At 63.2% G+C, this 15,070-nt stretch carries 12 protein-coding genes and 1 pseudogene; 5 read left to right on the forward strand and 8 right to left on the reverse strand.

What is annotated here, in order from left to right; all coding sequences use genetic code 11:
• Positions 1 to 1,173, reverse strand: a complete 1,173-nt coding sequence (locus FHU39_RS09320) for a sugar ABC transporter substrate-binding protein (protein ID WP_183320085.1) — start codon at positions 1,171 to 1,173, stop codon at positions 1 to 3.
• Positions 1,174 to 1,351: 178 nt separating this feature from the next.
• Here FHU39_RS09320 and FHU39_RS09325 point away from each other — a divergent pair, with 178 nt between their 5' ends.
• From FHU39_RS09325 to FHU39_RS09345, 5 genes are all read left to right on the forward strand, one after another.
• On the forward strand, positions 1,352 to 2,281 hold the full coding sequence (locus tag FHU39_RS09325) for an MBL fold metallo-hydrolase (protein ID WP_183320086.1): 930 nt from the start codon (positions 1,352 to 1,354) through the stop codon (positions 2,279 to 2,281).
• Positions 2,278 to 2,838, forward strand: coding sequence for a cupin domain-containing protein (locus FHU39_RS09330; protein ID WP_183320087.1), 561 nt, complete (start codon positions 2,278 to 2,280; stop codon positions 2,836 to 2,838). Before FHU39_RS09325 ends, FHU39_RS09330 begins: the two co-directional genes overlap by 4 nt.
• A 204-nt stretch (positions 2,839 to 3,042) precedes the next feature.
• Positions 3,043 to 4,980 carry a C1 family peptidase gene (locus FHU39_RS09335; RefSeq protein ID WP_183320088.1) on the forward strand — a complete coding sequence of 646 codons (1,938 nt, stop codon included), beginning with the start codon at positions 3,043 to 3,045 and terminating at the stop codon, positions 4,978 to 4,980.
• Between the two features lie 3 nt (positions 4,981 to 4,983).
• Positions 4,984 to 5,313, forward strand: a complete 330-nt coding sequence (locus tag FHU39_RS09340; RefSeq protein WP_183320089.1) for a protease inhibitor I42 family protein — start codon at positions 4,984 to 4,986, stop codon at positions 5,311 to 5,313.
• Positions 5,314 to 5,751: 438 nt separating this feature from the next.
• Complete coding sequence (locus FHU39_RS09345; RefSeq protein WP_183320090.1) at positions 5,752 to 6,711, forward strand: hypothetical protein; 960 nt, start codon at positions 5,752 to 5,754, stop codon at positions 6,709 to 6,711.
• Here the strand turns inward: FHU39_RS09345 and FHU39_RS09350 are convergent.
• The 7 genes and pseudogenes from FHU39_RS09350 to FHU39_RS09380 form a co-directional block, all read right to left on the reverse strand.
• The gene (locus tag FHU39_RS09350; RefSeq protein WP_183320091.1) at positions 6,689 to 7,696 is read right to left on the reverse strand and encodes a hypothetical protein; all 1,008 of its coding nucleotides are present in this window, start codon (positions 7,694 to 7,696) and stop codon (positions 6,689 to 6,691) included. The two genes, FHU39_RS09345 and FHU39_RS09350, sit on opposite strands and share 23 nt — an antisense overlap.
• A gap of 3 nt (positions 7,697 to 7,699) precedes the next feature.
• Positions 7,700 to 9,331 (reverse strand): N-6 DNA methylase, encoded by a 1,632-nt coding sequence (locus FHU39_RS09355; protein WP_183320092.1) that lies wholly within the window; start codon positions 9,329 to 9,331, stop codon positions 7,700 to 7,702.
• Between the two features lie 491 nt (positions 9,332 to 9,822).
• Positions 9,823 to 10,875, reverse strand: a complete 1,053-nt coding sequence (locus FHU39_RS09360) for a TRAFAC clade GTPase domain-containing protein (protein WP_183320093.1) — start codon at positions 10,873 to 10,875, stop codon at positions 9,823 to 9,825.
• Positions 10,872 to 11,402: a hypothetical protein gene (locus FHU39_RS09365; RefSeq protein WP_183320094.1), complete on the reverse strand. Its 531-nt coding sequence runs from the start codon at positions 11,400 to 11,402 to the stop codon at positions 10,872 to 10,874. Before FHU39_RS09365 ends, FHU39_RS09360 begins: the two co-directional genes overlap by 4 nt.
• Before the next feature lie 264 nt (positions 11,403 to 11,666).
• A pseudogene (locus FHU39_RS25215) lies at positions 11,667 to 12,082 on the reverse strand (transposase); the annotation flags it as partial.
• Positions 12,083 to 12,419: 337 nt separating this feature from the next.
• Positions 12,420 to 13,778, reverse strand: a complete 1,359-nt coding sequence (locus FHU39_RS09375) for a class-II fumarase/aspartase family protein (protein ID WP_183320096.1) — start codon at positions 13,776 to 13,778, stop codon at positions 12,420 to 12,422.
• A 152-nt stretch (positions 13,779 to 13,930) separates the two neighbouring features.
• Positions 13,931 to 15,007, reverse strand: a complete 1,077-nt coding sequence (locus tag FHU39_RS09380; protein WP_183320097.1) for an enolase C-terminal domain-like protein — start codon at positions 15,005 to 15,007, stop codon at positions 13,931 to 13,933.
• Between the last annotated feature and the right edge of the window lie 63 nt (positions 15,008 to 15,070).

Here is a 15,070-nt window from a genome sequence, read left to right on the forward strand (position 1 = left end):
TCAGCTGACGCCCCACAGCTTGAGGTAGTCGGCCTTGAAGTCGACCTTCCCGCCGGTGTAGTCGCCCGTGGCGGGCAGGTTGTGCGTCGCGTCGACCATTTGGAAGCCGTCACCCTCGATGACCGGCTTCTTGTCGTCGAGCACCCTGATCGCCTCGTCGATCGAGCCGTAGGCGCCCCATTCGGACGCGTAGCCGAGTGCCCCGAAGGTGAACTTCTTGCTGCGGACGATATCCATCGTCGAGGCGTCGCCGAATCCGCTGGAGACGACCAGCTTCGAGACCTTGTTGGAGGACTCGATCGCCTGGGTGAGCCCGGCCTGCATCCATCCACCGACCGGGACCATCACGGAGTTGGCCGAGGTCGCCTGCAGCAGTGCGGTGGAGAACTTCTGCGCGAGCTGACCGCCGGACGCGTCGGCATTGGAGATGTCCAACGTCTTGACGATGCTGCAGCCGGAGCACTTCGCGAGCTCCTTCTTGAACCCCGCGGTGATCCACGGCCCCCAGACCGGGTCGGTGAAGTTCAGCATGACGACCTTCGCCTTGCCATTGGTCTTGCCGATGATCCAGTCGGCCTGCAGCTTGCCGTTGAGGTTCCAGTACTGCTCGATCGTCGTGTTCGGCAGCTGCAGTCGTTCGGTTGCCAGGGTCTTCTTGCCGCCGGTTGCGGTGCAGTCTGCGCCACCGCCGCCGATCAGCGTGACCCCGGCCTTGTCGGCGGCCTCCATCGGCGCCTGCACCGACGCGCAGTCGATGCCGACCGGGATCACCACCTTCGCCTTGGCGCTGGTCGCCTGGCGGATGCAGTTGCCCCAGCCGTTCGGGTTGAGCTGACCGTCGCAGACGTGAACGGTCCAGCCGACCTTGGTGGCGGCCTGCTTCGCCGCGGCTACCGGGGTCGAACAACTCGGGACCGATTGGCCGCAGGACACGACCCACAGGCTGACGCCCTTCTTCGGCGTCGCGGAGGTGGTCGGTGGGGTGCCAGTGACACCCTTGTACGCCGTGGCGAGCGCTCGTTTCGCGCTGCTGTTGGTCGCGCCGGAAGACTGTTTCGCGCCAGCAGAGTTCGACGTCGCCGAGCACGCGGACAGCGCAAGCGCCGAGACTGCGAGCATGGCACCGGCCATGGCAGCACGGCGAGTGCGGGAGATGACAGGCTGGGTCTGCATTGGCTCACTCCTGGGGTAGTTCCAGACCTCTGGTGCCTCGGAGTTTTGTCCGCAGCGGCCATGTGACGGAAGTCACCGGGTCGCATGACTGCGATCAGCGCTGGTTATGGCGCACCTTCTTTTCGCCGCGGCGTCGCTGGGGTGGACTGGTTCCACACCACCGGTACGAAGGAGCGCCATGCCCTGGAAGTCCCCCGACCCGTACGTCGAGCAGGTCGCCGACGGAGTCTTCGCCTATGTCCAGCCGGACGGCAGCTGGATGATCAACAATGCCGGCTGGGTCGACGACGGCGCAGGCACCGTGCTCGTCGTCGACACCCTCGCGACACAGGCCCGGACCGAGAAGCTGCTCGGCAGTCTCGAGGCGGCGAACGCGGCGAGCGCGGCGTACCTGGTGAACACCCATCACCACCCCGACCACACCTATGGCAACTGCTTCCTGCCCGAGTCCACCCTGGTGGTGGGGCACGAGCGGTGCCGGCAGGAGATGCTCGCCGCCGGGCTGGAGGCAACCCGCGTGGTCACCCAGCCGACGTATGGCAATGTCCGTGTCCGCCCTCCCGAGGTGACCTACACCGACCGGATGACGCTGCACCTCGGCGACCGGCGGGTCGAGCTGATCCATCCGGGACCCGCACACACCAGTAACGACACCGTGGTGTGGCTGCCCGGTGAACGCGTGTTGTTCTCTGGTGACGTCCTCTTCGTCGGCGGACAGCCGTTCTTGCTCGAAGGCTCGCTGCAGGGCTTCCCGTTGGCGCTGCAGCTGATTCGCGATCTCGACCCCGCCATCGTCGTGCCGGGCCACGGACCTGTGCTGCGAGGCGCCGAGGTCGGTGCGGTGCTCGACCGGCTCGGAGGGTATGCCGAGTGGGTCTCCGTGATCGCCCGGCGCGGCCACGCCGCCGGATCCAGCCCGCTCGCCACCGCACAAGCCAACCAGGACACCGAATTCGCGACGTGGCAGGAGTCTGAGCGACTGGCCGGCAACCTGCACCGCGCCTGGTCCGAACTCGACGGCAACCCCCTGGATCACCGGCTCACAGTCCCGGACGTGTGGCCGGACATGGTGGCGCTGCACGGCGGCCCGATCCCCTGCCACGCATGAGCGAAACGCGAGCCGCCTCACGCTTCTCCCGCCCCCGGCGCGTCGTCACCGGGCACACGCCGGAGGGAGTGTCCGTCGTCCTGTCGGACGGGCCGGTGCCGGTGAGCCGCGAACTCTCGGACGACGGTGTCGCCTTCCATGAGGTCTGGTCAACGCGCGCCACGCCCGCACTGCTGATAGCCGCCGAACCCGAGCCGACCGAGCGTGACCTGACAGTGCCGCCACCGGAACGCGGCACCCGCATCCGGATCAACGAGTTCCTGCCCGGTCATCTCGACGAACACGGCCGACAGTCGCCTGTGCACCGCACCGCCTCGGTCGACTACGGCATCGTGCTGACCGGCGAGATCACCCTGCTGCTCGACGACGCGGAGGTGACCCTGCACCCGGGGGACATCGTCGTGCAACGCGGCACCGTTCATGCGTGGGCCAACCGCGGCGACACCACCGCCCGGGTGGCATTCATCCTTGTCGACGGTGAGTTCTCGGCCGAGCTGGCACAAACCCTTCCCGGTGGGCTGGAGGGGCTGATGCGGCACGGGCCACGAGACGCGTAACCGTCAGGCTTTGCGTCGTCATGACGATCGGGGTCACGCGGTCCGTCTTGGACTCGGCCGTCACGTCGGCGCAGGTGCCGTGCAGGAGCAGCAGCGCGGCCCGCGTCGTTGCCCGTCGATCTCGTGGCGTATCAGCGAGTCTCCAGCACAACTCCTGTTGGACAAAGAGTCCGTCCCGGACCCTTCAGCACAAGGAGGCCGGAGATGGCCATCGAACTATCCCAGTTGCAAGCCCAGGTCCGCGAACTCGGGTTGCCCTGGACGCCCGGAGTCACGGAGAACTCCGGGCACTCGCTGCTGCAGGCACAGTCCCGCCTCGGGGCCGTGCCTCCGGAGGGTGTGACCTCGCTCGCGGAGCGACAGGCCGCCGCCGCAGCGCGCCGCGCGGGAGCCGAGGCTCCCGCCGGCCTGCCGACCGCCTTCGACTGGCGCAACGCCGGTGGCGACTTCGTCACCCCGATCAGGGACCAGGGTGGCTGCGGTTCGTGCGTCGCGTTCGGCGCGATCGCCGTGCTGGAGTCGATGGTGCGCATCCGCGCGCACAACCCCGGCCTGGGCGTCGACCTGTCCGAGGCGCAGTTGTTCTTCTGTTACGGCCCGGGGCACGGGGCCGGTCACTGCCCCGGTGGCGGCTGGTGGCCGGATCAGGCCTTTGCCTGTATGGCGGACGGCATCGTCGACGAATCCTGCTTCCCCTACACGGCGGCGGATCAGCCGTGCAACCTGTGCCCCGACTGGGCGACGAAGCTGACCAAGTTCACCTCGAGCACCACCCGGAACTCGATCGCCGCGATGAAGCAGTTCATCTCCTCGACCGGGCCGATGACCACCTGCTTCACCGTCTACGAGGACTTTTACTACCACTACGCCGGCGGGGTCTACACCTACAACGCGTCCACCAGCGGCAACGCGGTCGGTGGGCACTGCGTGTGCATCGTCGGGTATGACGACAGCCAGGGATGCTGGATCGCGAAGAACTCGTGGGGGTCGGGCTGGGGTGAGAACGGCTTCTTCCGGATCGCGTACGGCAGCGCGGGGATCGACGCGGAGATGTGGGGCATCGACGGCACCGTCACCTCACCGCTGATCCCGCTCACCCAGTCGGGCCGGGCGACGACCCCGATGAGTGTCGTGGCGCGCAATCCGCAGCATCTGGACCTGTTCGAGGTCGGGCCGGACGGCAAGACGGTCAGCACCTGGTGGGACGCGTCCGCCGGCTGGGGCCAATGGTTCTGGGTCAGCGGTGGTGTCGCGTCGCCGGGTGGCGAAGGATCACCGGTGACCTCGGTGTCGCGGAACCCCAACCACCTGGACCTGTTCACGGTCGGGACCGACAACCGGGTCTATTCGTGTTGGTGGGACGCGGCGTCCGGCTGGGCGGCGTGGTTCGTGATCCCGGGCCTGACCGCGCGACCCGGGTCGAGCGTCGAGGTGGTTAGCCGGTATGCGGACCATCTGGACCTCTTCACGACCGACAGCACCGGCAAGACGATGTCGACCTGGTGGGATGCGTCGTCGGGGTGGGCGAACGGGTGGTTCCAGCTCGCCGGTGGCGTCGCGGCTGCGGGGTCGCCGGTCACGGCGGTGTCCCGATTCACCAATCATCTGGACGTTTTCACCGTCGGGACCGACAACCGGGTCTACTCCTGCTGGTGGGACGCGTCGTCCGGGTGGTCGAGCTGGTTCCCGCTACCGGGCGTGACCTGTGGTGCAGGGGCGCGGGTGTCGGTGGTCTCGCGGGCGACCGGAAACCTGGACCTGTTCACGACCGACACCTCCGGCCGGATCATGTCGACCTGGTGGAACGACCAGGGCGGCTGGGCGAACAGTTGGTTCCAGGTGAGCGGCGGCGTCGCTTCACCAGGATCGGACGTCACCGTGCTGGCGCGGTACGCAACACACCTGGACCTGTTCGTGGTCGGCACCGACAACCGGGTCTACAGCGCGTGGTGGGACGGGTCGACCGGGTGGGCCAATTGGTTCGTGGTCTCCGGCGGGGTGAGCACGAAAGGCGGTCAGGTTGCGTGCATCTCGCGCACGCAGAACCACATCGACCTGTTCACGACCGGCACCGACGGCCTGGTTTACAGCACCTGGTGGGATGGCTCGTCCGGGTGGGCCAACTGGTTCCAGGTGACCTGATCGATGAGCGACCGCGATGATGGAGGGGTGGACGTCCCGGAGCAACTCACTCTCCGGGTCGGGCAGTCGGCTTCGGTCCGGCTGCCCGGCCTGGGCACCGCCGGTTACCGATGGACCGACCACCGGGACTCCGACGCCGTCGACGCCACCTGGCAGCGCGGCTTCGATGGGGCCGACACTCGCCGGGCGGTGGGTATGAGCGCACCGGAGACGGTGACCCTGACCGGCCGGCGTCCCGGGACCGCCACTGTGGACCTGGTGCAGGCTCGACCGTGGGAGTCGCCCGACGCCGCACTGCACCGGCAGCGGATCACGGTCACGGTCGTCGAGTAGAACCCGACGGGCGCCACAGCTCGAGGGACGCGCGATCAGGGCCAACACCCAGTCCCCGACGTAGTTTGGAGCAGGGATATGCCGCCAGCCGGATATCGGTGGTCGTAGTTATGTGCCCATCCTCCACCGCGGGAAAATTTCCTCGAAAACGACAAAGCCGAAATACCTTGACACCACACAACACACTCGGTGTTCAATTGATTCTCACCGGAAGTACCGCAGCGGCTTACGCCTTCGAGAAAGGTGGATCCACCATGACGAGCGACCCACCCGACCAATCTGGAAAACCAGGCGACATCATGAAGTTCGGTGGTATCTATTGGGTTTGTCTCGGTGGTAGGAACTGGGTGCAAGAGATCTCCTCGGTCACGGCTCCGACAGTGAGAATGCATACGGTCCGCGACCTACAGCTGGATGAGGTTAGCCAGGAGCCCGAGGATGAGTCTTGAGCCCACGGCCGACGATGGTGCTGCGAGCACCGTGACTCCACCGGACCGGTGGGCAACGGCGACGGCCGATACCCGTGCCGCGGCAAAGTGGCTCACCGTCAGCCTCGCGGCCGCAGGGGCTCTGGTTTTCGGAGCGGGCCCGATTGTGAGCCGCCCATCCTTGTCATGGACCGATGACCGAACACAGCTGCTGGTGGCCGGGGTGTTCGGCTTGTGCGGAATCTTTGCGCTTGTACTCCTCATCAGCCGATTCGCGCGACTGCTTGCTCCGCGAAGACTGACCCTCAGGACGATCCCGAAAGATCTGGAGACGGACCTTGACGCAGATCCGGAGAAACGACTCCCCTCTGACTGCAAGACGTATCGAGAGTTTCTCCAGAACTACGACAACACAGTGATTCTTATCGAAAACCTGCAAAGCAAGCTCTCGAACACCGGAGGCAGCGCTGAGCAAGGCAAGATCACAGAGTGGCTTAAGCAAGCGCACGATCGATTAGATGTATATACGTTGTCCGCGGAGTCTTACCTCAGCCAAGCTGAGTTCTACGCGGTGTCCAACTCCTTCGACAAGACATCCACTCTCTCTGTTGTGCTTGCGGTCGGTGCCGCAGTCGGCGCACTCGGGTTCCAGTTGTCGCTCACCTCAGCACCAGAGACCTCCACGCCATCGCCGACACTGGGCTACCTCGTGGGCAAGACGTCGGCAGCGCCCCTCTGGAAAGACCTCGACCTCGCCAAGTGCGCTCTCGCCGGCCGCGTGCCAGTGATCGTCAACAGTGGTAGCGGGACAGGTGCTGACCCGTACAACGTCACCGTGATCAGCACCAGGGCCGGCTGCCAAGCCAAGACGTTCGAGCTGCACCCAGGGACACTTACGGTCGAGGACCTTCCGTCTCAGGAGGTAACCATCCAAGTGCAGGTGTCCGCTACCCCGAGCACGAGTGAGTGATCCCTCCCCCATCGCGTAGCTGCCTCGCCCGCTCGTGCAACGTCACTGGCGTCGAGTCGAGGACCCGGTTGAGCAGGACCGTGAAGAATCGTGCGGGGCTCAGTTCGTGCGGCACCAAATCGTCACGCAGGGTCACCACGGGCAACGCGGCGAGGGCCGAACCGACATCATCGACGGGGAACTCCTCATCGACCGCTTCCGCCTGCGTGTCATCGGGTTCAATCGGTGCGGGCTCGTCGGACTGCAACGGGTCACCCGGCGAGTCCTCACCCGTCCATTCCGGCACCACAAGACAGCACGCGTCGTACGCGTCATCTTCGCGGCCCAGTTTGATGAGCAGGTCGACGATCCACTCGAACTGGCGTCGCTCCTGCTCGTATGCCGTCGATCGCAACGCGTAAAGGAAGCCGAGTGCGGCCAGCGGGTGACGCAGTGCGAGGTTCTTGGCGTCGCCATACGACTCCTCGACGCGATTGGCAGCGTTCTTGCCGAACGAAGAGTCCATCCGCTTCGTCGAGATCAGCAACTCGGGCCCGGTCTGCCAGCCGGAGACGATGACATCGACCTGCTTCAGGTAGTTCTTGCCGAGGATGTTTGCCGAGGCCCGACCAACGCCACTGGATCCGCTCAGCAGCTTTGCCATCAGCTGCTTCCGAAGAGCCGCGGGCGAGACACTGCCGATGAAGTCGAGCACGTCCTTGCTCACGGCACGTGGCGGCTCGGCCCGTGGCCAAACTGCGTCTGCGTCCAGGCCGGCGCGTCGCAACTCGTAAGCCGTCCAGACGTCGAGCGCAAGCGCAGGGACGCCGGTGCGTGTCTCGGCTCCGAGGTGCAGCGGAACGGCGAGCAACGTACGCAACGTGCTGAAATCGGGATGGAAGACGCCGTCTTCCCACGGATTTCCTTGACTGGCAGCGGCGTTCGCGACCACGGCGTCAAAGAGCGGCCAGGCTTGTGCACGCGCGGTCGGCTTCTTGTCGGCCATGTCTCACTTTCCTTTGCCACGAGCAACTCTGCGAGCAGTCAGCTCGGCATGGTCCGCACGGATCGCTCTGAGCGACTTGTTGCTCATCCTGATGCCGTTCGTCAGCAGCACGTCATCAACAATCGCAACCGCGTCGAGCAGTCGCCCTGCCTGCAACATCGCGGTGATTGCTGGGCGAATTCGTGCAAGTACATCGCCGTGCTTTTCGACCAATGCCGGCGACGGCACCGGTAACGCGTCAGCCTCGCGAGGCTCGATCTTCAGCATCCCTCCCCCATATGACCTGCCTACGGTCTCGGCACCGAGCAGCGTGACGCTGTTCAGTGAGGCGACAGGCAGCAGACTCGTCCCGAGCTTCTTCAACCCGTCCTGAAGGTAGATCCCATGAACGGAATTGAGATGGTGAACACGCGCTCTATTACTACAGATTCGCGGTGTGTCCGCATTCATATAGGTCAGGAAGAGGTCGGCTGGCCGAAGATACGGCACTCGCCACCACGGCGACCGTACCCGGCACTTGTACGCCTCCTGCACGTCGAGGTCCTCGCCGCTGAGGATGTATGACGTCGCGGCCTTGCTCGGCTCCCCGCTCGGGCGGAACAAGTACGTCGCCCGCCCGTCGGCGCCCAACCCGTCGATCGCACTCGAAGTCAATGAAAGCCCGCGCAAGTGCCGGGAACCAGGTGGAGACAGTCGGAGCAGGTCGTCATCGCGCAGACCGAGCTCTGCCACCTTGGCCGGAGACAGCGCGAAGAAGCGGTTGTTACCCGTCACCATGCCCAGGGTGGTTTCACCCCAGGTGTTCAGCGTCGTGAACTTCGGGCTGAAGACGACCTTGGTGTAGGCGTCGTAGCCGTCACGGGACAACAACCCGGCGGACCAGCGCCCCCCGTCAGCCGGCGGTGTCCAACGGCGAGCATCGGCGAGGTCGGTCAGTCCGCCCGCATCGCGCACCTGGTGCACGTTCATGTGGTCGGTGCCGGAGCGGCCAGACGGGTCGTAGCCATCGGTCAGGAGCAGGACAGCCTCCACATCGACACCCGGAAAAACACGTTCCTCGAACAGGACGAGCGTGACATCGGCGAAGTGCTCCAACAGGAAACGGCGCACCGGTGCCGCATAGTTGACGGCCAGCAGCTCCGCCGGCAACACGAGTCCGAGTCGCCCACCTTGCTTCAGATGCAGGGCAGCGTGAATTGTGAACGCGGCCCAGGAGGACGCGAGCCTGGTCAGGTTGACACCCGCCCGGAGGGCTGCCGCCCGCGATTTGGCACGCGCATCGCCCGTCCAGCCTTGGTAGCGAACGTATGGTGGGTTGCCGACGACAGCGTCGTACGCCCCGAACTCTTCATGCAGGAAGAAGTCGCCGGCGTGTATGTCGGCAACGACGCCACCCGCCCGGAGAGACTTCTCCGCCTCGATGGCGGTCGCGGGATGCAGCTCGACGCCGGCGAGCCGTCCCCGGTGCCGCCCCCCGCCAGCAGCATGCAAAAACACCGCCTCACCACACGACGGCTCCAGCACGTCGTCGTTGGCGTCACGGATCGCCCAACCGGTGATGAATCGTGCGATGGGGTCCGGTGTGTAGAACGCTCCCCTGGCCTTCCGCAAGTCCAGGGAGTCACCGGGCAGCATGTGCCCATCCTGCCTCACCATCGATCCGGACTGGCGATGGACTCGCGGGCATCAATCTCATGGCCGACATCAAATCGTCGAGCACCGACAGTCGCGTCACTCCGCCCAGTTAGGGCGTGTCCAAAAACGTGCTGCCTACCGCCCAGATAGACCCCGCCCTTCGATCGGAAGCCCGTCAATCTGAGCCCTGCCAAACAAGACCGGTCAAGATCGCACGCACGCCTAGTCGGCTGATCACTGCCACCTGTCGCAGAGGGCGCAGTCGACCAAGCCCGGACGCAGGCGACCGACGAAGCACGTTACTCGGCCGGGTCCACGACAGACCACCGTCGTGTTGGCATTCCAGCAAGCGACGATGTCGGCGGCCTAGCGGCGGCCTCGTTCCTCGCCTGGTAGTCCGGACCGACAGACACAGACGCCTTCCAGCTTCGGCAGTTTACCGGGAGACTGTTGATGCACAGATACCGTCCGACCATCGGCAGGTCTTCGAATTATCGCGCCCTGAGTCCCCCGCTTCTGGCGTATCTCCTCGCCGAATCAATGAGCACAGTGATGAGTTCGATGCGTCGGCCAATCTCCGCGCGCTGGTCACTAATGAGGCTCTCAATAGATGAGAAGGTGAAGTACAATTCGGCAAATGCACCCTCAACCTCTCGAGAAAAGCGATACAGCTTGGAGAAGTCGAGGTTCGCTGGGTCTACGATCGCGCGAACGGATGGATCATCAATCAGTTGATTCGCGGAAAACACGCGATACAGGACCTTCTCCAACCGCTCGGAAAACTCCTCACGCGCGGCATGTGAGCCCTCCATTATCAGATCCGCCTTGGACAACACTACGAGCAGAGTTGGCTGTCGCTTTCTCTCTCCGCCCGCACTTTTCATCAACCTTCCGATGAGCCTTAAATCTTCTGCATCAGCCGCAAGCTGATCGCGTTGAGACCCGAGGGCCCCTGGTTGCGGCCGAAGGGTTTCGACGCTGACGACGTGGGCAATCACTTGCGCCGAAAGAACCCACGCAACATAATCCGCCTCTTCGGCGCGCGCGGAGCGGGCATCCAGAGCAATCCAGTGCTCGCCAGCCGAGTCTCCGATCTCCACATTGATGAAGGATCTAGAACTAAGTCTTATTTGCCCGTCATACTGGATTACTGAACCCTTGACGGTCGCTGGCGGCCAATCTTCCACCGCCATCCCACGGACGGCCTGGTAGACCGCAATGGCGCTACGCGATTCGGGTGTGAAACTATATAGATGTTCACCTGAATTCATCAAGTGGTCAAAAAGGAGGTTCGCGAAAACGGTTTTCCCTGCCTCTCTCTGCCCTGTCGTGGCCAACCTGAGCGGAATGGCCTTCCGCAAAGTTAGCAAACGAGCGAATCCGATTGCCACGGAAGTCAATACGGAAGCAACTACGCCGATGATCACGGGCTGCACTGCTGTATTCCAAGATGAAATGGTGGCGGCGAACGCGATCGCTAAAGCGCCTAAGGACGCGACCGCCATTAATATGAACATCACCGGTCGCCTCTCGATTATGTTCATTTTCCTCCCTTTATGTAAATGGACGTTAGAGTGATCAGGAAGGCGCCGAAGATGAGACACCAAGACCACTGCCAGATTGATGGCTCAAGCGCGACAACATTGTTGGCGGAAGCAACGATTGCCGTACGACCATTTACGGTTTCTAGGTCGTTCGACAAAGTGATCAAATTGACGAGACCGTTGGTTGCATCAACCGAGTCAACGAAGGATGCAACGCCTACTTGTGCCGCGATCGTTACGGCTGCAAGAACCGTGAATACCTCCCACGCCTCCGCTTTCGATACAACCGCTCGGGCAATACCCGCAAATGCGACCGCGACAAATCCGAATGCGACATCACCCAAAGTAAATGCGACATGGCTCCCGCCATGCGCCCTTCCAACTCCAAGCAGTAATCCTGGCACCACAACTGGCGCGAGGACCACAATCGAGAAGTCCCGCCACTTCGCGCTCGCGGCCACCGGTGGCTGACCAATCGGCGATTTGGCCGCCTTACGCATAGGTGTTTTGCGCGGTCCGACGGACACGTCTGTTTACCCTTCCACTGAACACATGATTAATGAGGATCCTAGCCATCTTGCTTGGGGATACTCAACGGGCTCAGACCTGATGGAACGCCAGGACTACCTAGCGTCGATCTTTCGTGAGGCTGCCGTGTGAGGTCCTTGGTTCCACAGGTCCGGTGGTGGTGCAGGGATCTCGGGATGATGGCCTGGTACTCAGCCCGGCGCGGTCGCTGCAGGTACTGTACTGCGTTGTGGAGGCGTTTCCAGGCGTTGAGCTCACGAGTCAGCGTCGGCGGCGGTGTGCTTGATGTGTAACAGGATCCGGCGACTGTGCCAGGCGATAGCAGCCGGGATGGTGAACGCGCGCAGGCGAAGTTCTTCGGTTCCCACAGGCTCGCTTCATGCGCCGGGTCGAACCCGATGACTTGGGTCCAGGCGATCAGGTCGGCAGCGAGCATCACGGTGGCGCACCAGGGCTGGTTGGCGACAAGGCCGTTCAGCGGCAAGTTCCGTAGCCGGTGTCTTTGGCGATCCAGATCCGGTCCTCGCACCGTGCCCGCCGCCGGTGCCGCAGCTCAGGTTCCTGGTTGTCCACGAGCCGTGTGCTGGCAAAGGCGGCCAGCCGGTAATCATCCACGTCGTCGAACCGCACCTGCGCCGCCCCGGGACGGGGTCGTTCCCCGGCGCACGATGAGCCGCATCTCGTCGCGTGACGAACACGTGTAAGGCAATCCTGACGGGCACGGGCAATGCCGAGGGTCAGGTTGTCGCACCCTTACCGCATGACGGGTACTGGTAGCGGACCGCTCGGATTCCCCATTGCCAGTGCGTCATACCGCCGCGAGTGACGTCGCGGCGGACTGCCACACCCAGAAGGCAAATCGAGATCAGGGGTCGGCGATCAGGCCGGGAACGACATCACGCGGCAGCCTCATGAAATTTCGAGCAAGGTGGACTTGCCCGAGGTGCGCGGTCCATTGCCCGATCGCGGCGTAGGATCGGCACCCGGCCACGGCCGCGGTGATCGCTAATCAATCCTTACTCGGAGCCCTGGCTAAACATGGCCTGCACCTGATCCACAGCGCTCCGTGCAATTCGCGGCGACTCACCGACGTAGGCGGTAGGATCGAACAGGTCATCCAAATCCTCAGTACTGATGTACCGAGTCAACTCGCCTACCTTCATCAACGCCGACTTGAAATCCGCACCGGTCGTCGCACATTCCTGAGCAGCCTCATAGACCAGGTCATGCGCCCGTTGCCTACCGACGTGCTCACCGAGCCGTAGCATGATCGCCTCCGAGAGGATCAAGCCGTGCGACACGTCCAGGTTCCGCCGCATCCTTTCCGGATCGACGCTCAGACCCTCCAGAATCACTGCCAGGCGCACCAACAAGTCACCAACGCCGACACAGGCTCGCTCAAGGGCATCGGCAAACACCAGACTGCGCGAACGATCAGCCTCGTGCTCAACCGCCATGGCCTCCAACCCCAAAGGCACCAGCGAACGGATCTCGGCCGCTCCGGCAATCACGTCCTGGCAAAGATGTGGATTGCGCTTCTGCGGCATCGTCGAGCTACCGACCGTCCCTGGCGGCATCGGTTCCTCAAGTTCACCAACCTCAGTCTCCATCAAGGAATAGATTTCGCGCGCAATCTTCCCACCCGTCGCGGCGAGCAGGCCGAGCACGCAAAGATACTCCGCCCGGTGGTCATGCACGCTTCTTGCCGGCACCCGCATCGGTGAAAGCTCCAGGACGTCGCACATCGCATCCTGGACGGCCGGCCCGTTATCACCCAGCGACGCAAAAGTCCCGACCGCACCACCGAGCATTCCGACAAACAGCCGGTCTTCCACGGACCTGATCCGCGCCACGTGACGGCTCAGCTCGTCGATCCAGACCGCGACCTTGAATCCAAACGTAATCGGCACTGCGTGTTGGCCATGGCTCCTACCCGCCATCACCATGTCAGCGCCGGTGCTCGCGAGGCCCGCCATAGCCTCGAGACATCGACGCAGCAGCGCCTTGATTTCTGTGTTGGCCCGCCTGACCAGGAGTGTGTCTCCGGTCTGCAAGATGTTCTCCGTCGTGGCACCCCAGTGCACCCAGCGTCCACTGTCGCTACCACACACTCGTGATAGCTCCCACACCAGCGGTACAAGGGCGTGCGCCGTCCGCTTCAAACCCTCGTCGATCCTGGCGCGATCAAGCCGATCGACTGTGGCATTCTTGGCAATCTCGACCGCAGCCTCGTCAGGTATCACCCCGACCTTGGCTTCGGCACTCGCCAGCGCACTCTCGACGTCCAGCCATGCTTGCCAACGCGACTCGCGTGAAAATAGGTCTCGGATTCCTGGATCCGAAACCCGCAATTCCGTTGCACCATCAAACAGCATTCTGTCTCAACCTCAATCGCATCGAATCCGCGCCTCATCGCGGCCGGACACACGTTTCCCATCGACCTGCCGCGCGGACCCACCGAACATGACACCGATCATCCGGTGGCCGCGCGACAGACTCAACTCAGAGTGACAGCATCCAGAGACGCTCAGACCCTGTATTCCTCGATGATGTCTTCATCGAGTTCTAGCCCAAAACCACTTCCATCGGGGAGTTCCAAGAATCCATCAACCAGCCGTGGCCCCGACTTCGGCAGACGCCAGAACACTGGGTCTCGGTCCGGCGCGAAGCACTCGACATATGTCGGGCGTCGTGTCGAGCACAGCAGATGGGTCGCAATCTGTGACTCTTCGTGGTGTCCAACCGCCAGACCATGGAGTTCGGCCAAGGTGTTTGCCATGCGCCATTGCGATACACCTCCACTCTCAGACACATCGAAGTTGAGAATGTCTATCGCCCTGTTCTCGATGAGGTGTCGCACGCCCTGCGAGCTAATCTCACTTTGACCAGCACATACCGGCTGCGTAATCTTCTCACGGACCCGACGCATCGAGTTTACGTCATCAAACCAATGGCATGGCTCTTCAAACCAGGCCATATTCAGATCCTCGACCGCGTGGGCGAATTCGACTGCTTGCTCAACTGTCCACGCACGGTTCGCGTCGGCGGCCAGCACAAACTCGGGTCCAGCACCTTCGCGCGCCGCCCTAAACCGTTCGGCATCCTCTTGCGGGCTCAGCTGGCCGATTTTCAATTTGCAGCCCGTCACACCCAGGCGCTGAAGTTCCTGCATCTCTTCGCCGAGCATCTTATTTGACTTGCCGGCCTCGTAGTAGCCGCCGATCGCGATCAACGGCACCTTCCTTCGGCAGGCCCCCAATAGTTCCGCAACGCTCATGCCCGCAAGCTTGCCGATCACGTCCCACAAGGCACAATCGACGCCGGCCAGCGCCTGCATTGCGATGTCATGCTCCTTGAACGAGACAAGCTTATGAGACATGTCTGTCCAAAGCTTTTGTCGAAGCAACGGATCCTGGCCTACGAGCATCGGTTCAAGCACTGAGTTGATGACCCCGACCACGTCCGACATTCCAACGCGCGGGTCGCCGTTATACACCCGTCCGACGATCTCGCTGTCATCGGTCCGTATGCTGGTGATTACCGTGCATCTCTTGGCTACCTGATAAGTTCCACCCTCAAATGTCCGATCCAGCGGAATCTCCACACCAAATGCTTCGACACTCGTTATGCGCACCATATCTTCTCCTCCACCACAACATCACAAATA

Origin of the sequence: Flexivirga oryzae, assembly GCF_014190805.1 — a bacterium.
In the GTDB taxonomy this organism is placed as follows: Bacteria; Actinomycetota; Actinomycetes; order Actinomycetales; family Dermatophilaceae; genus Flexivirga; species Flexivirga oryzae.